Source organism: Micromonospora sp. WMMD882 (assembly GCF_027497255.1).
Lineage (GTDB): Bacteria > Actinomycetota > Actinomycetes > Mycobacteriales > Micromonosporaceae > Micromonospora.
In genome coordinates, this window is record NZ_CP114903.1 from 1,955,220 (window position 1) to 1,981,478 (window position 26,259).

At 72.6% G+C, this 26,259-nt stretch carries 23 protein-coding genes and 2 pseudogenes; 15 read left to right on the forward strand and 10 right to left on the reverse strand.

Annotated features, from left to right (window positions below; all coding sequences use genetic code 11):
* Nucleotides 1–50: 50 nt before the first annotated feature.
* On the reverse strand, nt 51–791 hold the full coding sequence (locus tag O7606_RS07575; RefSeq protein ID WP_281598357.1) for a cellulose binding domain-containing protein: 741 nt from the start codon (nt 789–791) through the stop codon (nt 51–53).
* 525 nt (nt 792–1,316) lie between these two features.
* Here O7606_RS07575 and O7606_RS07580 point away from each other — a divergent pair.
* From O7606_RS07580 to O7606_RS07590, 3 genes are all read left to right on the forward strand, one after another.
* Nucleotides 1,317–2,867: a PQQ-dependent sugar dehydrogenase gene (locus tag O7606_RS07580; RefSeq protein ID WP_281598358.1), complete on the forward strand. Its 1,551-nt coding sequence runs from the start codon at nt 1,317–1,319 to the stop codon at nt 2,865–2,867.
* A gap of 161 nt (nt 2,868–3,028) precedes the next feature.
* Complete coding sequence (locus O7606_RS07585; protein ID WP_281598359.1) at nt 3,029–4,093, forward strand: enolase C-terminal domain-like protein; 1,065 nt, start codon at nt 3,029–3,031, stop codon at nt 4,091–4,093.
* Entirely contained in the window at nt 4,090–5,289 is a 1,200-nt protein-coding gene (locus O7606_RS07590; RefSeq protein ID WP_281598360.1) for an MFS transporter, read from the forward strand. The genes O7606_RS07585 and O7606_RS07590 overlap by 4 nt, the downstream gene beginning before the upstream one ends.
* A gap of 113 nt (nt 5,290–5,402) precedes the next feature.
* Here the strand turns inward: O7606_RS07590 and O7606_RS07595 are convergent, their stop codons facing one another.
* Complete coding sequence (locus O7606_RS07595) at nt 5,403–6,563, reverse strand: pyridoxal-phosphate dependent enzyme (RefSeq protein WP_281598361.1); 1,161 nt, start codon at nt 6,561–6,563, stop codon at nt 5,403–5,405.
* A gap of 291 nt (nt 6,564–6,854) precedes the next feature.
* Here O7606_RS07595 and O7606_RS07600 point away from each other — a divergent pair, with 291 nt between their 5' ends.
* The 3 genes from O7606_RS07600 to O7606_RS07610 are packed head-to-tail and all read left to right on the forward strand — an operon-like array spanning nt 6,855 to nt 9,603.
* Nucleotides 6,855–7,616 carry a class I SAM-dependent methyltransferase gene (locus tag O7606_RS07600; protein WP_281598362.1) on the forward strand — a complete coding sequence of 254 codons (762 nt, stop codon included), beginning with the start codon at nt 6,855–6,857 and terminating at the stop codon, nt 7,614–7,616.
* Nucleotides 7,613–8,860 carry an ATP-grasp domain-containing protein gene (locus O7606_RS07605; protein ID WP_281598363.1) on the forward strand — a complete coding sequence of 416 codons (1,248 nt, stop codon included), beginning with the start codon at nt 7,613–7,615 and terminating at the stop codon, nt 8,858–8,860. The genes O7606_RS07600 and O7606_RS07605 overlap by 4 nt, the downstream gene beginning before the upstream one ends.
* Complete coding sequence (locus O7606_RS07610) at nt 8,857–9,603, forward strand: class I SAM-dependent methyltransferase (RefSeq protein ID WP_281598364.1); 747 nt, start codon at nt 8,857–8,859, stop codon at nt 9,601–9,603. Before O7606_RS07605 ends, O7606_RS07610 begins: the two co-directional genes overlap by 4 nt.
* Here the strand turns inward: O7606_RS07610 and O7606_RS07615 are convergent.
* The 5 genes from O7606_RS07615 to map form a co-directional block, all read right to left on the reverse strand.
* The gene (locus O7606_RS07615) at nt 9,578–10,372 is read right to left on the reverse strand and encodes an ATP-binding cassette domain-containing protein (protein WP_281598365.1); all 795 of its coding nucleotides are present in this window, start codon (nt 10,370–10,372) and stop codon (nt 9,578–9,580) included. The two genes, O7606_RS07610 and O7606_RS07615, sit on opposite strands and share 26 nt — an antisense overlap.
* A 3-nt stretch (nt 10,373–10,375) precedes the next feature.
* The gene (locus tag O7606_RS07620) at nt 10,376–12,472 is read right to left on the reverse strand and encodes a dipeptide/oligopeptide/nickel ABC transporter permease/ATP-binding protein (protein WP_281598366.1); all 2,097 of its coding nucleotides are present in this window, start codon (nt 12,470–12,472) and stop codon (nt 10,376–10,378) included.
* A complete protein-coding gene (locus tag O7606_RS07625) occupies nt 12,469–13,503 on the reverse strand; it encodes an ABC transporter permease (RefSeq protein ID WP_281598367.1) in 1,035 nt (344 codons plus the stop codon). The genes O7606_RS07620 and O7606_RS07625 overlap by 4 nt, the downstream gene beginning before the upstream one ends.
* Nucleotides 13,500–15,056, reverse strand: a complete 1,557-nt coding sequence (locus tag O7606_RS07630; RefSeq protein WP_281598368.1) for an ABC transporter substrate-binding protein — start codon at nt 15,054–15,056, stop codon at nt 13,500–13,502. The genes O7606_RS07625 and O7606_RS07630 overlap by 4 nt, the downstream gene beginning before the upstream one ends.
* Nucleotides 15,057–15,261: 205 nt before the next feature.
* On the reverse strand, nt 15,262–16,080 hold the full coding sequence (gene map, locus O7606_RS07635; protein ID WP_281598369.1) for a type I methionyl aminopeptidase: 819 nt from the start codon (nt 16,078–16,080) through the stop codon (nt 15,262–15,264).
* Between the two features lie 75 nt (nt 16,081–16,155).
* On the opposite strand from map, the gene O7606_RS07640 reads away from it, so the two are divergent.
* The 4 genes from O7606_RS07640 (at nt 16,156) to O7606_RS07655 (ending at nt 20,233) form a co-directional block, all read left to right on the forward strand.
* On the forward strand, nt 16,156–16,422 hold the full coding sequence (locus tag O7606_RS07640; protein WP_281598370.1) for a helix-turn-helix transcriptional regulator: 267 nt from the start codon (nt 16,156–16,158) through the stop codon (nt 16,420–16,422).
* Nucleotides 16,423–16,436: 14 nt separating this feature from the next.
* Nucleotides 16,437–17,135, forward strand: a complete 699-nt coding sequence (locus O7606_RS07645) for a TetR/AcrR family transcriptional regulator C-terminal domain-containing protein (protein WP_281598371.1) — start codon at nt 16,437–16,439, stop codon at nt 17,133–17,135.
* A 90-nt stretch (nt 17,136–17,225) separates the two neighbouring features.
* Nucleotides 17,226–18,218, forward strand: a complete 993-nt coding sequence (locus O7606_RS07650; protein ID WP_281598372.1) for an NAD(P)-dependent alcohol dehydrogenase — start codon at nt 17,226–17,228, stop codon at nt 18,216–18,218.
* A 1,043-nt stretch (nt 18,219–19,261) separates the two neighbouring features.
* Nucleotides 19,262–20,233 (forward strand): ParB/RepB/Spo0J family partition protein, encoded by a 972-nt coding sequence (locus tag O7606_RS07655; RefSeq protein WP_281598373.1) that lies wholly within the window; start codon nt 19,262–19,264, stop codon nt 20,231–20,233.
* A gap of 193 nt (nt 20,234–20,426) precedes the next feature.
* On the opposite strand, the gene O7606_RS07660 is transcribed toward O7606_RS07655, so the two are convergent.
* Entirely contained in the window at nt 20,427–21,722 is a 1,296-nt protein-coding gene (locus O7606_RS07660; RefSeq protein WP_281598374.1) for a cation:proton antiporter, read from the reverse strand.
* A 598-nt stretch (nt 21,723–22,320) separates the two neighbouring features.
* Here O7606_RS07660 and O7606_RS27595 point away from each other — a divergent pair.
* A pseudogene (locus O7606_RS27595) lies at nt 22,321–23,443 on the forward strand (Cmx/CmrA family chloramphenicol efflux MFS transporter).
* 72 nt (nt 23,444–23,515) lie between these two features.
* On the opposite strand, the gene O7606_RS07675 reads toward O7606_RS27595, so the two are convergent.
* Together O7606_RS07675 and O7606_RS07680 are read right to left on the reverse strand one after the other, a co-directional pair.
* Nucleotides 23,516–23,719, reverse strand: a complete 204-nt coding sequence (locus tag O7606_RS07675; RefSeq protein ID WP_348651157.1) for a 3-deoxy-7-phosphoheptulonate synthase — start codon at nt 23,717–23,719, stop codon at nt 23,516–23,518.
* Entirely contained in the window at nt 23,653–24,072 is a 420-nt protein-coding gene (locus O7606_RS07680; protein WP_281598376.1) for a gamma-glutamyl-gamma-aminobutyrate hydrolase family protein, read from the reverse strand. The genes O7606_RS07675 and O7606_RS07680 overlap by 67 nt, the downstream gene beginning before the upstream one ends.
* A gap of 15 nt (nt 24,073–24,087) precedes the next feature.
* Between O7606_RS07680 and O7606_RS07685 the strand changes: the two genes are divergently transcribed.
* The 4 genes and pseudogenes from O7606_RS07685 to O7606_RS07700 all read left to right on the forward strand — a co-directional run bounded on the left by O7606_RS07685 (nt 24,088) and on the right by O7606_RS07700 (nt 26,257).
* Entirely contained in the window at nt 24,088–24,264 is a 177-nt protein-coding gene (locus O7606_RS07685) for a hypothetical protein (RefSeq protein WP_281598377.1), read from the forward strand.
* Between the two features lie 140 nt (nt 24,265–24,404).
* A complete protein-coding gene (locus O7606_RS07690) occupies nt 24,405–24,602 on the forward strand; it encodes an aldo/keto reductase (RefSeq protein WP_281598378.1) in 198 nt (65 codons plus the stop codon).
* A 474-nt stretch (nt 24,603–25,076) separates the two neighbouring features.
* Nucleotides 25,077–25,544, forward strand: a pseudogene (locus O7606_RS07695) (hypothetical protein); the annotation flags it as partial.
* A 188-nt stretch (nt 25,545–25,732) separates the two neighbouring features.
* Entirely contained in the window at nt 25,733–26,257 is a 525-nt protein-coding gene (locus tag O7606_RS07700) for a hypothetical protein (RefSeq protein WP_281598379.1), read from the forward strand.
* Nucleotides 26,258–26,259: the final 2 nt, after the last annotated feature.

Below are 26,259 nucleotides of genomic sequence, written 5' to 3' on the forward strand. Positions count from 1 at the left end.
TCAGCTCACCCGACCGGGCGGCAGGGCCGCCGCCCGGCGGTCACCGCGGCTCATGGTCCGCAGGTCAACGCGATGCGGTCGGGCGTCGCGCCGCTCGTCACGAGCATCCCGAAGGTGGTCGAGCCGGACGGCTCCAATGTCCCGTTGTACGGGGCGTTGCGCACCGCGACGACGTCGGCCCCGGGTTCCGCCACCGCGCCCCAGAGCGACTGGATCCGCTCGTCCCCGGGCCACCGCCAGGAGACCCGCCACCCGTCGAGGGTCCCGGCCGCGACGTTGCGGACGGTGATGGTGGCGACGAAGCCACCGTTCCAACTGGATCCGATCACGGCCGACGCCTCGCATGTCGACGTCGGCAGGGTGCGCGCCGGGCCGCCGACGTACGGGTCCCGCCGCTCGGCGGCTGCGAACCGGAACCAGTACGTGGTGTCGGCGCTCAGTCCGTCGACGGTCATCTTCCCGGACCGCTCCGGCCCGGACTGCGCCTCGGCCACCGGATCGCGCCACTGTTCGGCGTCCGCGCGGCTGGCGAAGAGGGTGACCGTGATGGGCGGGTGGTAACCGCAGGGCGGGGTAAGCAGCATCGAGTAGGAGATGGTCAGGCTCGTGTCGGTGGCCGACGTCACCAAACCGGTGATCGGCAACGCCGGTGGGCAGGCCACCGTGGGCGTGGGCGTGGGCGTCGTGGCGGGGAACGGGGCCGGGGACGTCCCGACGCCGCTTCCGGCCACCACCCAGCCGCTCAGGGACAACGTCGCGGCGGTCAACGCCACGGCGATCTGGCGCAGCATCCGGATCTCCTTTGCTTCCGGCTCCCGACCACGACCGGCCCGACCGGTCGGACGAGCCTCGACGGGCTGGCGGGTGGGAACCCCTGACTGGACTTTCCTGGAAGCGCCGGACCCCCGACGGGTACGGGTTCCGGCGGGGCGGGCGGCGGGCATGGCCTGCCGCGCCCGACGGGGCGACTCGTGGCGGAGGCTGCCCGACGCCGGGCAGGAGTCCACCCGACACGCTCCGCACGAGTGGGGTCACCACCGGCCAGCGCCGGCTCCGGTCGCGCTCGCGGCACAGTCTCGCATTCGATCGACATCGATGCAATGGCGAGCGGGCGCGCGACCGTGACCGGCCCCGGCCGCAGGGTCACGCCAGCCTGACCGCAAGGTCGTCGCCGTTCCACGCTACGGGAGGAAAGACGTGGGAGCGCTTCCACAGTACGGGACGCGGATAGCTCACCACCGCCCCGAACTGGACATTGACTTCGATGAAAGATTGGAGTCCACATGTCATCTGGACGTAACAGAGCCATGGCCGCCATGGCCGCGACAGTCGTGGCGGCCGGGCTGCTCGTCCCCTCCGCCGCCCCGGCGACCGCGATGGTCGACCCGACCGCCCGGCCGGCAGCCGTCGGATCGACCCCACGGGCGGCGGCCGTGCCGCTGGAGCAGTTGACCGTCAGCACCACCCAGGTCGCCTCCGGCCTGCGGCGTCCCACCGCGATGCACGCCCCGGACGACGGCAGCGGCCGGTTGCTGATCGCCGAGAAGGCCGGCACCGTCCGGGTCTACCGCGAAAGCTCCGGCCTCGCGGCCACCCCGCTGCTGGACCTCACCGCCCGGGTCTCCACCAGCGGCAACGAGCGTGGCCTGCTGGGCATCGTCACCGCCCCGAACTTCACCACCTCCCGCGCCCTCTACGTCGCCTACACGGCGCTGCCCGACGGCGCGGTCACGCTCTCCCGGTTCGTGCTGGACAGCGCCGGGCAGGACCCGGTGCCGGCGGCCCGCGAGCAGGTGCTGCTCAGCCAGCCGCACGCCGAGTTCGGCAACCACAACGGCGGCCAGCTCGCCTTCGGGCCGGACGGCCACCTCTACTGGAGCATCGGCGACGGCGGCGGGGCCGACGACCAGCTCAACACCGGGCAGAACCTCGGCACCCTGCTCGGCAAGATCCTCCGACTGGACGTCTCTCGGGCCTGCGACGGCAGGCCGTACTGCGTTCCGGCGGACAACCCGTTCGTCGGCGCCGCCGGCGCGCGGCCGGAGATCTGGGCGTACGGGCTGCGCAACCCGTGGCGCTTCTCGTTCGACCCGGCCGACGGCTCGCTCTGGATCGCCGACGTGGGCCAGGGCGCCTACGAGGAGGTCAACCACCTGACGCCGGGGCAGCGCGGGGCCAACCTGGGCTGGTCCTGCCGGGAGGGTCCGGTGGTGTTCAACGCCGCGCGCTGCGTGGCCGACGCCCGGTACGTCGACCCGGTGTACCACTACCAGACCTCCGTGGACGGTTGCGCGATCATCGGCGGCCACGTCTACCGGGGCGCCCGGTACGCCGACGTCGCGGCCGGCACGTACCTGGCGACCGACTACTGCTCGGGCACCGCGTTCGCGATCCGCGCCAACGCCGACGGCAGCCACGTCTCCCGCAAGCTCGACGAGCTGACCATCCAGCCGACCACCCTGGGGCTGGACGCCAACGGTGAGATCTACCTGGCCAACGACCTGCCCGGCCAGTTGCACCGGGTGTCGTTCGCCAGCACGGCCCCGCCGGCCGCCACCTGCGCCGTCACCTACAAGGTGGACAGCCAGTGGGGCAACGGGTTCTCGGTGACCGTCACGGTGGCCAACACCGGGGCCACCCCGGTCAACGGCTGGACGGTCGGCTGGACGTACGCCGGCAACCAGCGGGTGACCAACGGATGGAACGCGGACATCAGCCAGCAGGGTACGGCGGTGACCGCCCGGAACGTCTCGTGGAACTCCACCATCGCCCCGGGCGGCTCGGTGAGCTTCGGCTTCCTCGGCAGCTTCTCGGGAACGAACGCCGCCCCGACCGCGTTCACCCTCAACGGCGCGACCTGCGCCTGACGCCGCCCACGGGTGGGCCCCGGCCGGCGCCGGGGCCCACCCGCCCCCAACCCGCCCGGCGGCTCCGTCGACCCGGGAGGATCCCGGGCACGCCATGTCCACCACGCCACCCCGATCGATTTCCATGGATTACCTGCCGGAGTCGTGACATCCTGGCCGGCATGGAGGTACGCATCCGCCGGGTGACCCTGCGCCTGCGCACAGTGTTCGAAAGCTCCCACCTGGCCTACGACTCCACCGACACCTGCGTCGCGACCGTCACGCACCACGGCGTCACCGGCCGGGGCGAGGGCACCCCCGCCTGGGCGCACGGCGAGACCCTCGACGAGGTCGTCGCGGCCGTCGAGGCGTACGGCGCGCGGATCCTCGGCCCGGACCTGTCCGATCCCGACGCGGTCCTCGACCGGATCGCCGACTGGGACGCCCCGGTCGGGGCGCGGATGGCCCTCGACGGCGCGGTGCACGACTGGCTCGGCCGGTCCGCCGGCGTCCCGACCTGGCGACTGCTCGGCCTGCCACGCACCCTGACGGAGCCGACCGGTTACACGATCGGCATCGGCAGCACCGCCGAGACCCTCGCGCTGCTGACGGACGCGCCCGACGTGGCGGCGTTCAAGCTGAAGGTACGCGGCGTCGAGGACCTCGACCGGCTGGCCGCGGTACGGGCGGCGACCGACCGCGCGATCCGGATCGACGCCAACGAGGCGTGGGACCTCGCGACCGCCCGGGACCTGACCCCGGCCCTGCGGAACCTCGACATCCAGCTCGTCGAGCAGCCGTTCCCCACCGGGGCGGTCGACGCCTACCGCCGCTACCGCGAGCTGCCGGGCCGGCTGCCGGTCTTCCTGGACGAGGGCTGCACCGACGTGGCCAGCGTCCACGCCGCCGCTGACCTCGCCGACGGGGTGGTGGTCAAGCTCGCCAAGTCCGGTGGCGTCCGGGCCACCCGCCGGGTGATGGAGACCGCCCGACGGCTCGGCCTGTCGGTGATGCTGAGCTGCAACTGCGAGTCCGAGTTGGCGCTCTCCCAGGCGGCCCTGCTCGCCCCGCTCGCCGACCGCGTCGACCTGGACAGCCAGTTCCTGCTGCGCGATCCCCCGTTCCGGGGTCTCGGGCTCGACCGGGGGCACATCGTCCTCGGGGACGCCCCCGGTCTGGGCGTGACCGACACCGCCGACGACCCACCGACGGCCGCCGCGCCGGCCCGGTCGGACGCGTCGTCGTGACGACGCACGCCCCGGCCCGTCCGGCACGTCCCCTCACCGGCCCCCGGGTCGCCGTACTGGCCGGCGGTTTCCTGGTCAACCTCGGCTCCTTCTCGGTGTACCCGTACGTGGCGGTGCTGCTGCGGGACCGGATGGACGCGGGGATGGCGCAGGTCGGGATGGTGCTGGGCGCGGCGACCCTGGTGCAGTTCGCGACCGCGCCGGCCACCGCGGCGCTCGCCGAGCGGGTGGGGCTGCGCCGTTCCCTGGTCGCCGCCCTGCTCCTGTACGCCCTCGGGGGCGCGGCGTTCCTGGCCGGCGGGGACAGCGCCGCGCTCACCGTCGCGGGCCTGTTCCTGATCTCCGGGGGCGGGTCGTGGTACTCGCCGGCCTACCGCAGCTACCTGCTGCACGGGGTGGACAGCGCCCACCGGCCCCGCCTGGTGTCCGCGGGCAACGCCGCCGGCAATCTCGGCATCGCCGTCGGGCCGGTGGTGGGCGCCCTGTTCCTCCAGCGACCCACGGTGATGTTCAGCCTCGTCACCGCGGTCTATCTCGGCCTGGCCGTCGGCCACGTGTTCCTGCCCCGGGAACGACACGTCGGGGACGCCCCGCCGGTGCAGGCGTTCCGGCGGATGCTGCACGGCGTGGCGGTCCTGCCGTTCGTCGTCACAGCCGTCTCGTTCTACCTGCACATGCAGTTCTACCAGTACCTTTCCAGCTACGCGCAGGGTCGGGTGGCGACCCTGCTGTTCGGCCTGGCGATGATGGGCTACTCGCTCGGCCTGGTGGTGGTGCAGCCCCTGGTGGCGCAGCGGGTGGAAGGCATGAGCCATCCGGCGGCGATGGCGGTCGGGTTCGGCTGCCTGGCGGCCGGCATGACCGCCTTCGCGGGCGGGACCGGGCCGACCGTCGTGGTCGGGGTCGCCGCGATCAGCGTCGGCAGCGCGGTGCTCCTCCTCAAGAACGACCTCGAAGCGCTGGCCGGGTCGAGGCGCTCCCCGACGGTCGTGTTCGGCCAGCAACGGTTGGCCGTCGGGCTCGGCTCCTTCCTCAGCGGCGTGGTCGGTGGCGCCGTGTACGGGCAGTTCGAGCGGGCCGGGCAGCTTCCGGGGTTCTGGCTGGTCGTGGCCGCCCAGTGCGTCCTGCTGCCGGCGGCGGTGCTGGCGGTGGCGCGGCGAGCACGCCGGGCCGCCCACCCGCCGCCGCGACCCTGAGCCGCCGCTGGTCCCCCGTCACTGGTCACCGGCCTCCCCGGTCGCCGGCCCCACCCTCGTCGGCGGGACGTGCCCGGTCGCGGGTCGTCCCCTGGTCGCCCGGGGTCGGGCGGCTACGCCGCCGGGTCGGCGGGCCCGGACGCGACCGGGGGTTGCGGGGAGCCGGCCACCGGCACGACCGCAGCCGGGGCAACGGCGGGCGGCACGGTCACAGCCGGGGCAACGGCGGCAGGTGGGCGCGCGGGCGGGTGGTCGCGGCGCGCCCAGGGCATCGTCGACCAGGGCGGGGCCAGCTCGTCGAGGGTGGCGATCTCGACGGGTTCGAGGGTGTCCGCGTCCGGCACGTCCCGGTGCCGGGTGAAGACCTTCTCCACGTACCGGTGCCCGGTGTCCGCCCCGACCAGCAGGTGCGTCCGCTCCGGGTGGCGGCGGGCCTCCCACCGGCCCGCCAGGTACGCCGCGCCGGTGGACAGCCCGGCGAAGACCGCGTGCGCTCGCATCAACGCCACCGTGCCGGCCGCGGCGTGCCGGAACGTCACCCAGTGCACCTGGTCGTAGAGCTCGTGCCGGACGTTGTCGAAGGGGATGGCGCTGCCGATCCCGGCGATGATGGCCTCCGGGTCGGGGAAGCGTTCGCTGCCGAAACTCACGCTGCCGAACGGTTGCACGCCGACCAGCCGCGTGGCGGGATCGTCGGCCCGCAACGGCTGGACCAGCCCCGCGCTCGACGCGCCCGTACCGACGCTGGCCACCACGGTCAACGGGACCTGCGGCAGGACGGCCCGCACCAGGGCGGCCAGCTCGGCGTACCCGAGGCGGTGGGTCGGGTCGTGGTACTGGCGCATCCAGTGCATGCCCGGGTTGCGGCGCAGCAGCTCCTGCACCCGGGCCACCCGACGGTGCTGGTCGAGCCGCAGGTCCGGCGCCGGCGGCATCTGGTCCACGGTGGCGCCGAGGATCTCCAGTTGGGCCCGGATGGCCGCGGTCACCGTGGTCGAGGCGACGATGTGACAGCGCAGTCCGTAACGGTGGCAGACCATGGCCAACGCGAGCGCGTAGATGCCGCTGGAACTGTCGACGAGGGTGTCGCCGGGACGTACCGTCCCCGCTTTCAGCAGGGCCCGCACCGCGCCCAGGGCGGCATAGACCTTCAGGGTCTCGAAACGGGCGAGGACCAGGTTCTCCGACAGTCGGATGAAGCTCGGCGCCTTGATCGCGTCGGTGGCGTGGGAATGCAGCAGCGGCGTGGTCGCCGATGTGCCCGTGGGCGGCATGGGCGGTTCGCTCCTCGGCGTCGTCGGGGCGGACGGGTCGAGCGGCGGCAGGCCACGATCATGGCCGGTGCCCCGACACAGCCCCGAACCACAAAATCAGACATTGTCTCTGATGGATTGGCTCCGGGATGGACGGGGACCCGCAGACCGCAGTTCGCCGATCTCGTCAGGAGATTGGTCGTCCGGGCGGGCCGCCTGGTTCCACAATTGTTTTCCCGAGCCTCCGGGGAACTTCTCCGTGTCACCGGGCGACCTGTAGGGCGTCGGTCGCCGCGCGAATCGGAGCTGCCCGTGGAGTGGTACGAGGACGACACCTTCTGGATCGATTTCGCGGGCGCCCTGTTCGCCCCGCGACGACGGCACGAGGCACGTGAGCGGGTGGCCGCGTCCCCGCTGCTGGAGCTGCCGACCGGCGCCCGGGTCCTCGACCTGGGCTGCGGGCCCGGCACGTACACCACTCCGCTGGCCGAGCGTGGCGCGCAGGTCACCGGCGTGGACCTGAGCGCGGCGATGCTGGACCGCGCCCGCCACGCGGCCGAGACGGCCGGCGTGCCGGTGCGCCTGGTCCGCGCCGACATGCGCGCGTTCGTCGAACCCGACTCCTACGACCTGGTCATCAGCATGTACACCTCGTTCGGCTACTTCACCGACCCGGCCGAGAACCTGCTCGTGCTGCGCAACGCCTGGCGGTCCCTGGCCCCGGGCGGCCGGCTGCTGATGGACCTGTTCGGCAAGGAGATCTTCGCCCGGTGGGCCGGCACGCCCAAGGTGGTCGACGTCGACGACGGGGGCCGCCTGTTCATGCGGGACACCGTCCTGGACGACTGGACCCGCTTCCGCAGCGACTGGACCCTGGTCCACGGGGACACCGCCCGGCACGGGTTCTTCGAGCAGTACGTCTACAGCGCCGCCGAGATCCGCCAACTGCTCACCACCGCCGGCTTCACCGGGATCCGCTGCTTCGGGGGCTTCGACGCGCAGCCGTACGACAACCACGCGCAGCGGCTGGTCGTGCAGGCCAGCCGACCCGCGGCCGACGGGCGGCAGCCGTGACGATCGTGCTGCTGGAGGCGCTCACCTTCGGCCTGGCCCGGCTGCGCGACGCCGCCGCCCGCGCCGGCCACCCGCTGTGTCTGCTCACCGCCCACCGACCGGCCTACGGCTACGAGCTCGACCGCCTGTCGCCACCGGACGTGCGGGTGGTCGACGTGGACACCAGCGACGTACGGGCCTGCGCCGCCGTCCTGGACCGGATCCCCGACCTGGCCGGGCTGGTCAACTCCACCGACACCTGGATGCTGCCCGGCGCGGAGCTGGCCGAACGGTACGGCCTGCCCACACTCGGCCTGGCCACCGCCCGCACCCTGCGGGACAAGGCCCGGGTCCGTACCCTGCTGCGCCGCGCCGGACTCAGCCGTGCCGACGCGTCCCGGCTGACGCCGACGCCCGAGGCGGTCGTCTCGGCGGCCCGGAGCATCGGCTACCCGCTGATCGTCAAGGACGCGGCGGGCACCTCCTCCCGCTCGGTGTGGCTGATCCGGGACGACACCGAACGCGACGAGGCGGCCCGGCAGGTCGCCGACGCCACCCTGCTCGGTGGGCACCTGGTCGCCGAGCCCTACTTCCCCGGCCCCGTCTACAGCGCCGAGACCGTCACCTGGCAGGGCCGCACCCGACTGCTCGGGGTCGCCGTGCACGTCCACACCCCCGAGCCGGTCCGCCGCGAGGAGGCCGTCGCGTTCCCGGTCGCCCTCCCCGACGACGACCTCGACCGGCTGGAACGCTGGATCGGCGAGGTCCTCGCCACCGTCGGCCTCAGCTCCGGCGTGGCCCACACCGAGTACGCGCACACCCCCGACGGGCCCGAGGTGGTCGAGGTCAACGGCCGGATCGCCGGCGCGGTCATCGGCGAGATGATGTGCCGTGCCCTGCGGGTCGACGTGTACGACGCCGTCGTCGCCACCGCGCTCGGCCGGCGGCCCCGGCTGCTGGACGCCCCGCTGCGCCCGGCCCGCGGCTACGGCATGGCCTTCCTGCATCCGCCCGCCCCGGGCCGGCTCGCCGGCTGGCGCGGGCCGGAACGGCTGCCGCTGTTTCCCGGCGCCCCCGAGTTCTACCCGACCGCCCGGGTCGGCGACCCGATCGTGCACCTCGCCGACCAGCGCGGCTGCACCGCCCTGGTGCTGGCCGAGGGTCCCACCGCCGAGCTGGGCCTGTACCACGCGCTGGCCGCCGCCGGCACCGTCAGCCACGACATGCGACCGCTGGACCGACCCCGACAGGAGCCCGCCCGATGACCGTCCCCGGACCGGAGACCTACGGCGAACGCAACGCCGACGTCTACGACGAGTGGCACGCCGACCTCGACCCCGCCGACGCCGTGCGGTGTCTGGCCGACCTCGTCGCCGAGGGCCCGGCCGGGCCGGTCCTCGAACTGGCCGTGGGCACCGGCCGGGTGACCATCCCGCTCGCCGAGCGGGGCATCGACCTGCGGGGCGTCGACGCGTCGGAGGCGATGGTGGACCGGCTGCGGGCCAAGCCCGGCGGCGACCGGATCCCCGTCACCATCGGCGACATGGCCGACGTGGACCCGGGCGGCGACGACCGGTTCGCCATGGTCTTCGTCGTGTTCACCACGTTCTTCTTCCTGATGAGCCAGGACGAGCAGGTGCGCTGCTTCAGCAACGTCGCCCGTCGGCTCCTGCCCGGTGGCCGGTTCGTCCTGGAGTGCCTGGTGCCGGACCTCGCCCGCTACCAACGGCAGCAGAGCGTCGACGCGCACCGGGTCGACCACGACCACGTCCGGCTGGTCGCGGTGCGCCACGATCCGGTCGAGCAACGCTTCGACGGCCAGCACATCCTCATCACCGACGCCGGGATCCGCCTGGCCCCGGTGTCCATGCGTTACGCCTGGCCGTCCGAGCTGGACCTGATGGCCCGCCTCGCCGGACTGCGTCGCCGCGACCGGTGGGGCGGCTGGCGTCGGGAGCCCTACCTCGGCGCCGGCAGCCACGTCACCGTCTACGAGAAGCCGGCCTAGGGCCGGTGTCGATCGTGGGGGTCGCCGCCAGCAGCGCCCGGGTGTAGGGGTGCCGGGGTGTGGCGGTGACCTCCAGGGTCGGGCCCTGCTCGACGATCCGACCGGCCCGCATCACCGCCACCCGGTTGGCGAGCTGCCGCACCACGGCCAGGTCGTGGGAGATGAACAGGCAGGCCAGGCCGAACCGGTCCCGCAGGTCGGCCAGCAGGTTCAGCACCGTCGCCTGCACCGAGACGTCCAACGCGGTCACCGGCTCGTCGCACACCAGCAGCCGGGGGCCCAGGGCCATCGCCCGGGCGATCGCGACCCGCTGCTGCTGGCCGCCGGACAACTGCCGGGGCCGCCGCCCGCCCACCGCCGGGTCGAGTCCGACGAGGTCCAGCAACTCGTCGACCCGCGCCGACCGGGCCCGCGCGTCCCCGACCCGGTGGATGACCAGCGGCTCGGCGACCGTCTGCCGGACCGTCTGCCGGGGGCTGAGACTCAGGTACGGGTCCTGGAACACCAGCTGCGCCTGCCGCCGGTACGCCCGCAGCGCCCCGCCCCGCAGCCGGTGCACGTCGGTCCCGGCGAACCGCACCACTCCCCCGGTGGGCCGGTCGAGCCCGGCGACCACCCGCGCCAGCGTCGTCTTGCCGCAGCCGGACTCGCCGACCAGGCCGACGATCTCCCCCTCGTCGACGCGCATGCTGACGTCGTCGACCACGGTCACCCGGCCGCGTCCCCGCCCGGCGGGATGGCCGGCGGACAGTCGTTCGATCTCCAGCACCGGTCAGCCCTCGTCGTGGTCGTGGGCGGCCCCGGCCAGGCGCACGCCGGACGGGTGGGGGCACGCCGAGCGGCGGGTCGGCCCCAACGCCACCAGCGCCGGCTGGCGCTGGTGGCACGCCGGCACGGCCGCCGGGCAGCGGGGGGCGAACGCGCAGCCGGCGGTGTCGTCCGGGCCGGCCCCGGAGCGCCCCGGCATGGTGCGGAACCGGGTGCCCGGGACGACGCCGGGGCGCGGCACCGCGTCGACCAGCCCCCGGCTGTACGGGTGGCGCGGGTCCGTCACCACGGCGGCGGGCGGTCCCGACTCGACGACGCGTCCCGCGTACATGACCGCGACGGTGTCCGCCAGTCGGGTCACCACCGCCAGGTCGTGGCTGACCACGATCATCGACATGCCCAGCTCGGCGCGGAGCCGGGCCAGCAGCTCCAGCAGCCGCGCCTGCACTGTCACGTCCAGCGCGGACGTGGGCTCGTCGGCGACGAGCAGCTCCGGCTCGCCGGCCAACGCCACCGCGATCTGCGCGCGCTGCCGCATGCCACCGGACAACTGGTGCGGTAGCGCGCCCCGGACCCGGGCCGGGTCGGGCAGGCCGACCAGCCGCAGCAGCTCCTCGCCGACCCGGCGGGTGGCGGCGCGGCGGCCACCGAGGCCCGCGTTACGGACCGCCTCCTCGACGTGCGCGCCGATCGTCCGCAGCGGGTTCAGCACGGCGAGACCGTCCTGGAACACCACTCCCACCCGCCGGCCGTTGACCTGCCGTCGCTCCCGGGCCGCCAGCCCGACGAGCTGCCGGGCCCCGTCCCCGGAGGTCAGCAGGGCCGAGCCGGTGACCTGGGCGTTCGGGTCCAGCAGCCCGAACGGCGCCAACGCGGAGGTGGTCTTGCCGCTGCCGGTCTCACCGACCACCGCCAGGATGTGGCCGCGGGGCACGTCGTAGGAGACGTCGGCGACGACCCGTCGGCGTCGCCCGTCCGTCGACGGGTAGCTGACCGTCAGATCCCGTACCCGCAGCAGGATGTCGTCGCCGGTCACCGCCGGAGCGCCGCGCCCCGCCGGGCCGGCGGACGGACCGCCTTCCGTCGCCGGGCCGGCGGCCTGACGGACCTGAGCCGCCGTTCCGGTGACCTCGCGGACCTGAGCCGCCGGGCCGGCGGCCTGACGGACCGTCACGGGCGGGCCGGCGGCTCGACCCGGCGGGGCGGTGGGAGCGACCCGGGCGGCCGGGGCGGGACGGGCCGGCCGCCGCCACGGGAACACCCACCGCAGGATCGACGGCCGCTCGGCGCCGGCGGCCAGTCGCTCCCCGAGCAGGTTGCTCGCGAACACCACCGCGGTGATCGCCACGCCCGGCGGATACGCCAACCACCACGCCGACGCCAGGTACGGCCGGCCCTCGATGAGCATCTGTCCCCACTCGGCCTGGGGTGGCGCGATGCCGAGCCCGAGGAAACTCAGCGTGGCGACCCCGAGCACGATCGCGCCCACCTCGGTGCTCGCGTACACCAGGCACGGCGCGAGGGCCGGCGGCAGCAGGTGCCGGCCGACGATGCGCGCGGGCCCCGCGCCGAGCAGCCGCAACGCGTCCACGTGCGGACTGCCCCGCAGGCCGGCGACGCGGGCGCGGGCGATGCGCGCGAACGGCGCCCACTCCCACAGCGCCATCGCGAGGACGAGGTTCTCCACCCCCGGGCCGCGCAGACCGACGATCGCCAGCGCCACCAGGATCCCCGGCAGCGACACGGCCATGTCGACGAGCCGGGAGACCACCCGGTCGACCAGTCCGCCGAGGTAGCCGGCGATCGTGCCGGTCAGCACGCCGACGGTCAGCGAGATCGCCAGCACCGCCGCGGTGACCACCAGCGAGACCCGCGCGGCGTGCAGGAGCCGGCTGAGCTGGTCCCGGCCGAGCTGGTCGGTGCCGAGCAGGTGCTCCGCCGACGGCGGCAGCAGGCTGGCCGTCAGGTCGGTGGCCGCCGGGTCGGTCGGGGCGAGCACCGGCGCCAGCGCCCCCACCACCGCGAACGCCACCAGCGGCAGCGCGACCAGCGCCGTACGCCCGGCCGGCGGCAGGCCCCGACGACGAGTCCGGGTCGTCATGACGTCTCCGCCCCGGCGGTGGCCGACCGGCCCGGCCACCATCGACGCCGGGCCGGTCGGGGCCGCCCGGCCGGGCCCCGCCGCGACCGTGGGTCGACGAGGAGCTGCGCCACGTCGGCCGCCCGGTTGGCCAGGATGAACCCGCCGCCCAGCAGCAGCGCGCCGGCCTGCACCGCCGGCACGTCCCGGGCCGCCGCCGCCCGCACGAAGTACGCGCCCAGGCCCGGCCAGCCGAAGATCTGCTCCACCACGACCGTGCCCACCAGCAGCATGCCCACGGTGACCCCGGCCACCGACAGCACCGGCCCGGCGGCGTTCGGCAGACCGTCGCGCAGCACGATCGACAGTGGACGGCTGCCCCGGGCCTGCGCCGCCAGCACGTACGGCCGGTCGAGGGCTTCCCGCAGGCTGACCGCCACCACCCGGCTGAGCGCGCCGGCCGCCGGCAGGCCGAGCACCGCCACCGGCATCACCCACGTCCGTGGACCGGCCATGCCGGACGTCGGCACCCAGCCCAACCGCAGCGCCAGCAGCAGCACGAGCAGGTAACTCAGCCAGAACGCCGGCACCGAGGAGACCAGCAGCGCGCCGACCCGCAGCGCCCCGCGCAGCGGCCCCCGGCCGAGCACCGCCCCGGCCACCCCGACGGCCACCCCCACCACGAGGGCCAGCACGGCGGACGCGGCCACCAGCCCCACGGTCACGCCCACCCGGTCGGCGACCTCGGGCCCGATCGGCGTGCTCGTCCGCAGCGACACGCCGAAGTCGCCGGTCACCGCGTCGGCCAGCCACCGCGCGTACCGCACCGGGGCGGGCGCGTCCAGCCCCAGCTCGACCCGGACCGCCGCGACCTGCTCGGGAGTGGCCGGGCAGCCGGCCCGGGTCGCCGCCAGCATCGCCGCCGGATCGCCCCGGGCGACCAGGACCAGCGCGAACGTGCCCACGGAGAGCGCGAGCAGCACGCCGGCGGTGTCGACGACCCACCGCGCGACGTGCCCGCCGACCAGGCGCAGCCGGTGCGGCGCGCTCACCCGACGCTGACCCCGGTGAGGGCCAGGTCCACGTCGCTGGGCGGCACCGTGAACCCGGCCACCCGGTCCCGTACCGCCCACAACCGGGGCCGGTAGACCAGCGGCACGAACCCGGCGTCGGCGGCCACCGCGTCGTAGAGCTCCTGGTAGGCCACCGCGCGGGCGGCCGGCTCCCGGGCGAACAGTGCCTTGTCGACGAGCTTCTCGACGGCCGGCGTCGCCCACAGCGGGGCCCGCGCGGCGCTGGTGAACAGCGACACGATCGAGCTGGACGGGTCGTACGGCGCGCCGAGGGACTCGAAGAAGGTGAGGTCGTAGCGGCCCTCGGCGCGTTCGTCGTAGTAGACCGCGGCGTCCACCGGGACGATCTCGACGGTGATGCCCACCTCGCCGAGCGCCGCCGCGATCGCCGAGGCCATGGCGCGCGGGTCGAGCTGGCCCGCCGCCGGCGTCGCCGGGATGAGCAGCCGCAGCGTCAGCGGCTTGCCGGCCCGGGCCCGGCCCTTCCCGGCGCGGACGTAGCCGGCGGCGTCCAGCACGCGTTCCGCGCCCGCCCGGTCGAAGGCCGGCGGCAGGTCCACGCCGGAGTCCGGCACGTCCGGCGGGAAGACCCGTCGGGCCGGCTCGGCGTAGCCCAGCAGCAGCGTCCTGGCCAGTGCGGTCGTGTCGACGGCCCGCAGGACCGCCTGTCGGACGGCCTTGTCACCGGCCGGACCGTCGGGATGGAAACCGAGCATGATGGACACGTCGGGCGCGCCGGTGAGGAGGGTGACGTCGGCGCGTTCGTCGAGGGCCTTCGCCTCCACCGGCGTGATGGGGGCCAGGTAGCCGCCGCCGATCAGGTCGATCTCGCCGTTGCCGAGGGCGTCGGCGCGGGCCTGCGAATCGGGGATGACGGTGAACTCCAGGCGCTTCAGCTTCGGTTTCGGCCCCCAGTGGTCGTCGTTGCGTTCCAGCACCGCGCCCGTGGCGTCGTGGGAGACGTACTTCCACGGCCCGGTGCCCACCGGCCGCGCGAACGCGCCGTCGGCGGCCACCGACCGGGGGCTGAGCAGCCGGACCGGCCGGACGATCGACATCTCCTGGAGCAGCGGCTCGTACGGCTCGGCGAGGGTGAGCACCACGGTGTCCGGATCCGGGGCCTGCACCGACGTGATGACCTGGGAGGCCCGGAAGAACGCGAACCGTTTGTTGCCCACCCACCGTTCGAAGTTCCACTTCACCGCGGCGGCGTCCAGCGGCGTCCCGTCGGTGAACCGGACCCCGTCGCGCAGGTCGAAGGTGACCTGCCGGCCGTCGGGGGCCACGGTCCACGACTGGGCCAGGCCGGGCTCCAGCCGCCCCTCCGCGCCGTACTCGACGAGCGGCTCGTAGATCGCGTCGAGCAGCAGGAAGTTGCCGGTGAACGCGTGCGGGTCCAACGCGCCGGTCTCGTCGCTCAGCCCGACGCGCAGCGTGTCGGACGGCCCGGAGGTGTCGACGGTGGAGCCGCAGGCGCTGGTCAACGCGATCGACATGGCAAGGGCGGCAACGAGCAGGCGTGGTCGCGGCACCGGTTCTCCTGAGTGACGGCGGGCGGGACAGCGGGTGATCGGACGGCACCCGGACTGGTAGTCGCTGAAGCCGTCCGCGTGGTTCCCGCCGACCTTCCCGGCGTCCGCGGTCGCGCCGCCGCTGCCCCGTCCACACCGACCCCGCCGGTACCGGCCCCGGCGTTGCCACCGCCGACCGGGCCTCCGCCGGCTCGCGCCGCCCGGGTCAGGAGGCCGTAGCGGGCCTGCCGGTGGGCTCGGCCGGGGTGGCGCCGGACCCGGGGCGGAGGGTGAGCACCTGCGGGCCGGACGCCGTGACGGCGACGGTGTGCTCGGAGTGGGCGGTGCGGGAGCCGTCGGCGGAGCGGATCGTCCAGCCGTCGGCGTCGAACCTGATCCGGTCGGTGGAGCGGCAGAACCAGGGCTCGATGGCGATGGTGAGGCCGGGGCTGAGTCGCATGCCGCGCCCGGCACGGCCGTCGTTGGCCACGTGGGGGGCCTCGTGCATGGTACGGCCGATGCCGTGCCCGCCGAACTCGCCGTTGACGCGGTAGCCGTAGGAGCGGGCCACCTCGCCGATCGCGGCGGAGACGTCGCCGAGGCGACCCCCGGGCCGGGCGGCGGCGACGCCGGCCGCCAGCGCGACCTCGGTGGCCTCGATCAGCCGCAGGTCGGCGGGGTCGGCGGCGCCGACGACCACGGAGATCGCGGAGTCGGCGACCCACCCGTCGATGCCGACCGCCATGTCGATGCTGAGCAGGTCGCCGTCGCGCAGCAGGTAGTCGTGCGGCAGGCCGTGCAGCACCGCGTCGTTGACCGACAGGCACAGCACGTTGCGGAACGGGCCCCGACCGAACGACGGGGCGTAGTCCCAGTAGCACGACTCGGCGCCGCGTTCGCGGATCCGGCGGCGGGCGTGGTGTTCGATGTCCATCAGGTTGACGCCGACCTCGGCGACCTCGCCCAGCTCGGCGAGCAGCTCACCGACGAACCGGCCGGTCACCGCCATCCGGGCGATCTCCTCGGCGGACTTGAGCTCGATCATGGCAGCCTCCCCTTCTGGATGCGGTATTTTTATACCACGTCGGGTCGGGGTCCTCCGGAGGGATATCCTGCTGGCATGGTTCGCCAACCGCTCACCGCCGCACAGATCGCCGCCGGCCAGCGGCTCGGCGTCGCCCTCCGGGCCGCGCGGGCCGGCCGCAGCCTCGTCGAGGTGGCCGTGGCGGCCGGCATCTCCCCCGAGACGCTGCGCAAGATCGAGGCGGGTCGCCTGCCCGCGCCCGCGTTCGGCACCGTGGTCCGCCTCAGCCGGGCCCTCGACGTCCCCCTCGGCGAGCTGGCCGACGCCTGGCTGGCCGACATGCCCGTACGGCAGGCCTCCTGACGACCGGCCACCCGGTGCAGACGTCCCCGCCGGCCGACCCCGCCGCGCGCCCCCGTGCCCCGCTGACCCGCGGACGCGTGCTGGACACCGCCGTCGCGCTGGCCGACGCCGGCGGCGTGGACGCGTTGAGCATGCGCCGGATCGCGCAGGCGCTCGGGGTCGTGCCGATGGCCCTGTACAAGCACGTGGCCAACAAGAACGAGCTGCTGGACGGCATGATCGACGTGCTCGTCGGCGAAATCGACCCACCGGCGGACGGGGTCGACTGGCAGACCGCCGTCCGCCGGCGCGTGCTGTCGGCCCGCCGCATGCTGTTGCGCCACCCGTGGGCGCCGGCGGTCATCGAGACGCGGGCCAAGGCGCGGGCCCACCCGACCCCGGTCATGCTGGCGTACCTCGACTCGATGATCGGGATCTTCCGGGCCGGCGGCTTCCCGGTCGACCTGACCCACCACGCGATGCACGTGATGGGCAGCCGCCTGCTCGGCTTCTCCCAGGAACTGTTCGCGGAGGGCGCCGACCGGGCGCCCGAGCCGGACGCGCTGCCGCCGGAGGAGATGGCCGCCCGCTTCCCCCACCTCACCGAGCTGGCCATGGCGGTCGCCCACGACCAGGCGTCGGTGGTCGGTCCGGGCTGCGACGACCAGTTCGAGTTCGAGTTCGCCCTGGATCTCACGCTGGACGGCCTCGACCGGCTCCGGCACGCGGCCTGACCCACCCCTCTTGACAGGTGTACGGCGTACACCTCACTGTGGACAGCAGGAGGTGTACGCCGTACACCTGTCGCGGGTCAGGAGGCCCCCATGAAGGCGATCGTCCAGGAACGCTTCGGCCCGCCGGACGTCCTCCGGCCGACCGACACCGACCCGCCCCGGATCACCGGCGGTGACCAGGTGCTCGTCCGGGTCCGCGCCGCCGCGGTCAACCCGTACGACTGGCACATGCTGCGCGGCGACCCGTACGTCGCCCGGCTCGGCGGCGGCGTCGGCCTGACCCGGCCGAAGTCCCGGATCGCCGGTATCGACGCGGCCGGCCAGGTCGAAGCCGTCGGCGCCGACGTGCGGGGCCTGCGACCCGGCGACGAGGTGCTCGGTTTCTGCCCGGGATCCTTCGCCGAGTACGCGCGCACCACCGCCGACCTGCTCGTGCCCCGGCCCGCCACCCTCACCGCCGTCCAGGCCGCCGCCGTGCCGATGGCCGCGGTGACCGCCCTGCGCGGCATCCGGACCGTCGGCCGGGCGCAGGCCGGGCAGCGGATCCTGGTCAACGGCGCCGGCGGCGGCATCGGCACCTTCGCCGTACAGCTCGCCGCCGCCCTCGGCGCGGACGTCACCGGCGTGTGCAGCGCCCGCAACGCCGACCTGGTGCGCTCCCTCGGCGCCCGGCACGTCGTCGACTACGCCCGCGACGACTTCACCGACCACCGTGGACGCTACGACCTGATCCTGGACAACGTGGGCAACCACCCATTGGGCCGGCTACGCCGGGCGCTCACCCCGACCGGCACCCTGGTCGCCAACGGCGGTGGCACGCCCGGCCGCGTGTTCGGGGCGGTCACCGCGATGCTGCGGGTGGCCGCGACCGACCGGTTCGCCCGGCAGCGCCTCCGCGTGCTCCTGCCGGCCACCCCCGCCGGCCCCGCCCAGGAGGACCTGCGCGCCGTCACCGCCCTCGTCGACGCCGGCACGCTCACCCCGGTCGTCGACCGGACCTACCCGCTGGCAGACGCCGCCGAGGCCGTACGCCACGTGGAGCGGGGCCACGCCCGCGGCAAGGTCGTCATCACCATCGCCTGACCACGAGACGCGCCGGACTCAGAAACGCGAGCGGTGGGTCAGGCTGTCGCGGGCGTCGCGGGACCAGGCACCGCAGTCGAGACGCAGACGAACGGTCGACGACCCACGGCGCGCACCCGGCACCGCCCGCGCCCGCCACGTGCGCCTCTCCGCGAGCTCCGGCAGATCTCCGGGGCGCACCCGGGTCGCCACGCCAGCTGGCGGATCACGGGCCTCGGGTCCGACGCCCGATACAAACGCACCGCACGTTCACGCAGCTCATCGAGGTACTTCTTCAAGCCGCCATGGATCACTTCCGCCACAGTCATAGACCTTGGCCAGGTAGCTCCATGAAAGCGGGGGTAGCTCCCTTCGGACAGCAGCCGGTATCGTGCGTCTGGAAGATGCCCTCAGGGGCGGAACGAAGTGACCCTCGGGCAGTCTCGCCAGCGCAGACCAGAGGGCATTCCCACATTCATGAACGCTACGGCCGCCAGCCTTCACGAAAGCGATCAAAATACGGTGGGAACAATCGTGCCGACAGCGACAACATGATCAGAAATCCAGAGATTAGCGATCATCAGCAAATGTCGATGGTCGATTGACACCGCATCGAGCACTAGGTATTGTCATTTTTCGGATTGCACGTCGCCGCAGCCGAACTGTTCGCTTCCCGGAAGGATCGCATTCGCATGGTTCAGCAAGTTGCACGCAGACCCGGCAGTGCGAGCCGGCTCGATGCCAGCGGAAGCAGCCGCCGCCATCGTGGAACTGCCGTCAGCGTGCGCGGCGGAACCTGCGACCTTCCGCGGCGACTCGACCCCGGGCGCGGGTTCGGCGGCTCGCCGGCGGAGCACAGCTGAGGCCAAGGGCCCGGGCTTCCGGACCGAGCCGGTAGATCCAGCAGCAGAGGGCGCAGCCCTTCGTGGTCCACGGGCTCGACGCCACCGTGCACCCCACCGGTCAGCCAGGTCGTCCCACCTGGCACGGCCCGGCGGCTGGGCACCCCACCAGAGCGCCACCCGCCCAACCCGCTCCCACCACCCCCACCCCTGGAGGGATTCATGCCGGAAGGCGCACATTCCGGGCAGGCACCAGTTCTTGTCGAGTTGCGCTCCCTGCTTCCCGCAGACTCGCCACGATTCGAAATCGACCCCGAGCATGTGAGTGCGCTGGCCGAGAGCGAGGTCGAGTTCCCACCGATCCTGGTGCACCGGCCGACCATGCGTGTGGTGGACGGTATGCACCGGTTGCGGGCCACGATGCTGCGCGGGCGGCACACCATCGCCGCGCAGTGGTTCGACGGGGACGAGCAGACAGCCTTCCTGCTCGCGGTCGAATCGAACATGCGGCACGGTCTGCCTCTGTCCCGTGAGGAAAGGAGACGAGCCACCCTACGGATCCTCAGGTCCCACCCGGACTGGTCCGACCGGAGCATCGCGGAGATGACCGGTCTGAACGCCAGGAGCGTGGGTGAACTACGACGACGTTCAGCCGTAGCGGGTTCCGAGTCGCTGGCGCGCATCGGTCGTGACGGCCGGGTTCGCCCGCCGAGCACCACCGCTGGGCGCTTCGCGGCCGCAGAGGTGATCAGGCAGAATCCGGCGGCCTCACTGCGGGACATCGCTCGACAGGCCGGGATCTCCGTGGGCACCGCGCGCGATGTTCGACAACGGCTGGCCAGCGGCCTGGGGCCGATCCCCGACAGGACCCGCAAGGGGGATCCGGCCGGCAGCGCCCTCGTCGGGGCCGGCGCGGACCGCACGGACCCGGGGGGCGTCCCTGATCTCGCACATCGCATCACGATCTTCGATGGTCTGCGTAGAGATCCCTCCATCCGGCTCAGTGAGAGCGGACGACGTGTCCTGCACCAGTTGCGTACGCAGCTGCACAGCACCGAGGAATGGAAACGCCTCGCCCCCGCCATCCCGTCGCACGGCAGGAACGCGGTGGCGGACATACTCTCCGCCTGCGCGGAGGACCTCATCGGGATGGCTCAACAGCTACGCCGACGCGAAGAGTCGGTGGCCGGCTGAGGGCGTCCCGTTGGCTGATCCGATCGGACCAGCGGGTGACCACGGCAGCCGCCATCCTCAGCTGAGGCGGTCGGGAGCTGCTGTCTCCCGACCACCGAAGGTCGTACCCGCCCCGCTTACACGGCCCGTCCAAGCTCGGCGCGCCCCGGACATCGGCAGCCGACGGCAACGTTGACGAGGAAGGGCCGTAGCCTCACTTTTCCGATGACCGGGCAACCACCGGCCGGCTTGGCGCGGTTCGCGCCGCCTCCCCCCACTCGTCGGAAAGTCTCAGCAGGTCCGCGTCGGCCAACTGCCGTGGGTAGGACCACCGCAACAGCGGCGCGGTCATGGCTGTGGTCACCACGGCCATCACGACCATCAGGGAGTACAGCTCACGGTCCAGCAGTTGCAGTTGCAGACCTACGCCCAGGATGATCAGCTCGGTGAGGCCACGGGTGTTCATGAGGACCCCCATCGTCGTGGCCGTCCGCCCGGACTGTCCGCCTAGCCGCGCGCCGGCGTAGGCGCCGACGAACTTGCCGCCGATCGCCACGAGAAGGATCAACGCCAACTCACCGAGCCCGTCGCCGCTCACCGCGGCCAGGTCAACGTTGAGCCCGGCCACCGCGAAGTACGCCGGCAACAGAATCCAGGTAACCGTGCCGACCCGGTCGCTGATCTGCGCGCGCAGCCGCTCGCTGCCATGTCGCGGCATGATCACACCGGCGAAGAACGCGCCGAAGATGAAGTGCAGTCCGAACCACTCACTGACTCCGCCGGAGAGAAGCAACAGCACCATCAGCATGACAAGCAGCCCGAGGGTGAGCTCGCGCCCGCCTCGGGCCGGGGCCATGACGATCCTGCCCAGCAGCGGCCGTACCACGCACAGCATCAGCAGGACATAGGGCACCGCCAGCAGCACCTGCCAGGAGCGCTGGCCGCTGGTGAGCGTCACGATGGCGGCCAGCAGGACCCAGGCCACCACGTCACCGATCGCCGCTCTGGCCATGGCCAGAGCGCCGATCCTGGTGTGCTGGATGCCCCGGTCGGTGAGGATCCGGGCCAGCACCGGGAACGCAGTTATCGACATCGCCGCACCCATGAACAGCACGAATCCCAAGCGGTCGGCGACCCCGTGGTCGTGCCACAGGCGCAACGCGAGCAGACAGCCGAGACTGAAGGCGAACACGATCGACCCGATCGACACCCCGGCCGCCGCACGTCGGTTCCCGCGTAGCAGTCGGTGATCGAACTCGAGGCCCACGACGAACATGAACAACGCGACGCCGAGGTTTCCGAGGGTGACCAGATGCGGTCGCACGTCCAGTGGGAGAAGGGTTCCGGCGACGGCACCGTTGAACAGGGATGGACCGAGCAGGATCCCGGCGAGGATCTCACCGATCACGGCTGGCTGCCCGCACCGCTTCGCCAACATACCGAGGAGGTGGGCGCTCGCCAGGATCAGCGCCAAGGCGAACATCGTCGTCGCGGTCTGGTGGGAGGTCATGGAACCTCTTCTCCTTCGTGACGACATGACCAGGTGGAGGGGTCACTGCCGCCTGTTGATCTGGGAGGGTCAGGTGGCCACGTCGTGGAGCGGCCGGATCAGGTGTTCTTCGAGGGGGGCTTCGACGGACGGCGGGACCTGACCGGTCACAACGTACGAGACGGTGATCCTGCGGAGAAGGAGCGAGGTCCTACCGCACCCCTCCCGCCAGCGGCGGACCCGTTGTCCGCCACGCTCAACCGGCACGCGCCGATAGCTCTCGATTGCGGCCGCAAGCGTTAGACAAGTCGACCCCGGCGTTGCTATGTTGTGAGACGTGTCCAGTCCTGAGGCGGAGAGAAGCTAGCCACCGGTATCCGGTGGCTGATCGCACAGTTGCGTGACGACCCTATTGCTCCTGAGCTGAGCAGGGTGTCGTGTTGTCCGCCGTCGATCACCGCATCGTTGGATTTTTCCCGTCCTTTCGGTACTTCTGAGCGCGACCCCTCTCGTGTGGTGTCGCGTCTCCCTTCGTGTCCAATTCAGTTGGAGCTTCTCGATGCCTTTCGCCATCTACATTCTCGGGCTGGCCGTGTTCGCCCAGGGGACATCAGAATTCATGCTCTCTGGTCTGGTGCAGGACATCGCCGCCGATATTGGCGTGTCCATTCCCACCGTAGGCATACTGACCTCAGCCTTTGCCGTCGGTATGATCGTCGGCGCGCCGCTGGTCGCGATGCTGAGCATGCGCTGGCCCCGCCGCCGGGCACTGCTGACGTTCCTCGTCACCTTCCTTCTGGCACACGTGGTCGGCGCGGTCACCTCCAGCTTCGAAGTACTGCTGGTCACCCGGGTGGTCGCCGCGCTGGCCATGGCCGGCTTCCTGGCTGTGGGGCTCGCGACCGCAGCGAGCATGGCCGGCCCGCAGGCCAAGGGCCGGGCCACCTCGGTCCTGCTCAGCGGCGTTACCCTGGCCTGCGTCGCGGGCGTTCCGCTCGGCGCGGTACTCGGTGAGGTCTGGGGGTGGCGCGCGGCGTTCTGGGGGGTGGCCGCCATCTCCGCGCCCGCCATCTTCGCCATTCTGCGGTCCGTCCCGCCCACTCCCGTCGACCCGGACGCCCCGACGGCCCGGCACGAGCTGCGGACGCTACGCAGTCCACCTGATCGTGACGCTGCTGCTGGGGGCGTGCGTCAACGGCGCGACCTTCTGCTCGTTCACGTATCTGGCGCCGGTGATGACCGAGGTGACCGGCCTGGACAGCGCCTGGCTGCCGGGCATCCTGGCAGTTTTCGGCATCGGATCGTTCATCGGTGTCAATATCGGTGGCAGGCTGGCGGACAAGCGTCCCCTCCAGGTGGTGACGTTCGGCGGGCTGGCGCTGCTGGCAGGTTGGCTCCTGTTCGCCCTCACCGCCGCCAACCCGGCCACCGCCCTCGTCTTCGTCTTCGTACAGGGCGTCCTCTCGTTCGCCGTCGGCTCCACGCTGATCTCACAGGTTCTCTACCTGGCCTCGGACGCGCCGAGGCTCTCCGGCGGGTTCGCCACCGCGGCGATGAACGTCGGCGCCGCGGCCGGCCCGGCAATCGGCACCGTGGTCCTCAGCGCGGGCCTCGGCTACCGCTCACCGTTGCTGGTCAGCGCCGCGCTGGTGGCCGCCGCCCTGGTGATCGCGGGCGTGGCCCGGGCGTTCGGTCCCAGCGCCGCGCGCAGCCAGGTGGAGCTCCAGGAGGTTCATCCCTGACCGGCGGTAGCTGATCGTCGGTCTCCCCCGGGCCGACGGCTCTCCCCGGCCCGGGGGAGAGCCGTCGGCCCGCTACAGCAACGTGAGGAAGTGGGCGACGATACCCACCGACTGCTCCGGATTGAGCCGCGGGTCGCACGTGGACCGGTAGTCGGTGAACTGCGGCTCGATGTCACGTGAAGAGACGCACTCGGTCACCGGATCCGGCGTCAGCTCCAGGTGCAGGCCGGCCGGCCACCGGTGGTTGGACTGGAGGATCCGGGTGAAGGACGTGATCTCGGCCCGTGCGTCTCGTAGGGTGGCGGCTCCTGTCGGGTCCGGCCGGTCGACAGCGCGAGGTCACGAAAGTTCGCCAGCAGTTCCCGGCCGAAATCGCTGCCCACGGACTCCGGATGGAACTGGGCCCCCCACAGGGGCTTCTCGCGGTGCCGCAGGCCCATCACGACTCCGTCGTCACTCCAGGCGATGGCCTCGAGCTCGTCGGGCAGGTCGCTGGCGGCCAACGAGTGGTAGCGGACCGCGTCGAACGGGGAGGGTAGCCCTTTGAACACGTCGACCCCGGTGTGTCGCACCTGCGATATCCGTCCGTGCATCGGGCTGGGAGCCAGACCGACGGTGCCGCCGAACATCTGGGCGATGCCCTGGTGACCGAGACAGACACGAGTACGGGAAGGTCGCTGTCCAGGATCGCCTGGCGGCTGATGCCGAAATCCCGGGACCGCTCGGGGTTGCCCGGCCCCGGCGACACGACGATCGCGTCGAACTCCTCGATGCTTATCCGCGACCAGTCCGAATCGTTGCGCACCACCACGGGCGGCTGACCGGTGGCCGGTCTTGCTGCGGATCCGCAGGTCGCCGTGCTCGCCGAGGAAAGGCAGTGCGACGACCTCGGCCGGGCCGCAGCGCAGCGTGTCCAGATCATCGGCCTCGACGACATGCGGAAAGCGCCGCGCCCGCCCAGGTGGCGCTGGCCTGGCTGCTGGCCAAAGGCGACGGCATCGCCCCGATCCCCGGTACCAGGCGGGTCATCCGGGTCGAGGAGAACGCCGCCGCCGACGGCATCGAGCTGAGCTCCGAGCAGATCGCCAAGCTCGACGACCTCCCACCGGCCGCCGGTGAGCACCACACCGAGGAACAGATGCGGATGTTGGGCCGCTGACGAGCGTTCCACGGCCGCGAGGTGGCCTCAGGCGCTCGTACGGGTGGGACACCGGATGAGCGATGACTGTCCGACGGGTCGATCGACCCGGTGGTCCGGGTGCCGAGGGCCGCTGTGGCTGGGCCGCACGGTCGGGATCGACTCCCCGATCGGGCGGCCCAGCCATCCCCTCCATCAGCGGCGGCCGGGTGAGGTCGCCGACATCGGCATTCCCCTCCTGACAACCGCGCCGGCGAAGACCGCGGGACCTCCCCTCGCCGTGCCCCCCTGAGGGCGGTCCCGCTCGCCGACGACTCCCCGTGGCCTGGCCCGGCCACTGCTCACGAAACAACTGTTGAGAGTTCTTCGCCGGGACTCAACACCTGTTTCCGAACAGGGCGAGCATACGCTCACGTTCCGTACAGGTGTCAACATGTGTTTTGCTGCCACCCGCATCTGCGACACTGTCGTTTAGTCGCTGGAGGGTGAGGAGTCATGGTCGACGATCGGCACACCGAGCGGGAGCTTCCGCCACTTGACACGCTGGCCGCCAGGCTGGAGTACCTGTTCGACAAGATCCGGCCAACCTCCGAGGAGCTCGGCGACTCCGACGAGCCCGGCCGCAGATACACCAACAAGGAGATCGCCGACAAGATCAACGCCACGGCGACCCGGACCGGCGTCACGATCAGCGCCGCCTACATCGGAGAGCTGCGCCGCGGCGTGGCCAGCGATCCGCGCACCTCACACGTGCGCGCGCTGGCCTCCGCGTTCGGGGTGAACTCCGGCTACTTCGTGGACGACTCGGCCGCACAACGGATCCAGGAGCAGATCACGCTGCTCAGCGAGCTGCGTCGGATGGACGTCAAGCAGGTGGCGCTGCGCCAGGTGCTCGCCGACAACGGACTCTCCGCAGGCGACACCCGGCTCATCGAGCAGATGGTGGCCCGGTTACGGGCCGTGGCCGAAGGCGCCGTGGCCGAAGGCGCCGTGGCCGAAGGCGCCGTGGCCGAAGGCGCCGTGGCCGAAGGCGCCGTAGCCGAAGGCGCCGTAGCCGAAGGCGCCGTGGCCGAAGGCGCCGTGGCCGACCGGCGCAGTTGACTGTGCAGATCCTCCGATGGCAGTACGCCGACGAGCGAGGGACCGTTGACGTGAAGTTGCACCGCCTACGCAAGCACTGCGAGCAGATCGTCGCCGAGCTCGAGGTACCGGAGCCGTTCGAGATCCGGAAGCTGTGTGACGTGCTCGGCGAACGGCGTGGCCGGCCCATCCACCTGGTGCCGATCACGCTCACCACGCACTCCGTGTGCGGGATGTTCGTACCGACCGGCGAGTTCGACGCCATCTTCTTCGAGCAGGACACCTCCCCCCTGCACCAACTGCTGATCATCGGTCACGAGCTGGGCCACCTCATCGCCGGCCACCAGGCCACCGAGATACTGGACGAGAACGCCTCCCGACTGCTGCTGCCCGACCTCGACCCGCAACTGGTCCGGCGCAGCCTCGGCCGCAGCAACTACGCGGCCGCCGAGGAACGCGAAGCGGAGATGATCGGCTCGCTGCTGCTCAGACGGGCCCGCCGTGGCCGCGAGGAACGGCAGGACTCGCCGTTGGACAGCGGTCAGGCCGAGCTGTACGGCCGGCTGCGCCACTGCCTGGAACACCCCGACTGGTAGCC

What these genes read in the sequence shown, in the direction of transcription:
- O7606_RS07575 (WP_281598357.1), bottom strand. Translation starts at nt 791, where the DNA reads ATGCTGCGCCAGATCGCCGTGGCGTTGACCGCCGCGACGTTGTCCCTG.
- O7606_RS07580 (WP_281598358.1), top strand. Translation starts at nt 1,317, where the DNA reads ATGGCCGCGACAGTCGTGGCGGCCGGGCTGCTCGTCCCCTCCGCCGCC.
- O7606_RS07585 (WP_281598359.1), top strand. Translation starts at nt 3,029, where the DNA reads ATGGAGGTACGCATCCGCCGGGTGACCCTGCGCCTGCGCACAGTGTTC.
- O7606_RS07595 (WP_281598361.1), bottom strand. Translation starts at nt 6,563, where the DNA reads ATGCCGCCCACGGGCACATCGGCGACCACGCCGCTGCTGCATTCCCAC.
- O7606_RS07610 (WP_281598364.1), top strand. Translation starts at nt 8,857, where the DNA reads ATGACCGTCCCCGGACCGGAGACCTACGGCGAACGCAACGCCGACGTC.
- O7606_RS07620 (WP_281598366.1), bottom strand. Translation starts at nt 12,472, where the DNA reads ATGACGACCCGGACTCGTCGTCGGGGCCTGCCGCCGGCCGGGCGTACG.
- map (WP_281598369.1), bottom strand. Translation starts at nt 16,080, where the DNA reads ATGATCGAGCTCAAGTCCGCCGAGGAGATCGCCCGGATGGCGGTGACC.
- O7606_RS07640 (WP_281598370.1), top strand. Translation starts at nt 16,156, where the DNA reads ATGGTTCGCCAACCGCTCACCGCCGCACAGATCGCCGCCGGCCAGCGG.
- O7606_RS07650 (WP_281598372.1), top strand. Translation starts at nt 17,226, where the DNA reads ATGAAGGCGATCGTCCAGGAACGCTTCGGCCCGCCGGACGTCCTCCGG.
- O7606_RS07655 (WP_281598373.1), top strand. Translation starts at nt 19,262, where the DNA reads ATGCCGGAAGGCGCACATTCCGGGCAGGCACCAGTTCTTGTCGAGTTG.
- O7606_RS07660 (WP_281598374.1), bottom strand. Translation starts at nt 21,722, where the DNA reads ATGACCTCCCACCAGACCGCGACGACGATGTTCGCCTTGGCGCTGATC.
- O7606_RS07680 (WP_281598376.1), bottom strand. Translation starts at nt 24,072, where the DNA reads ATGTTCGGCGGCACCGTCGGTCTGGCTCCCAGCCCGATGCACGGACGG.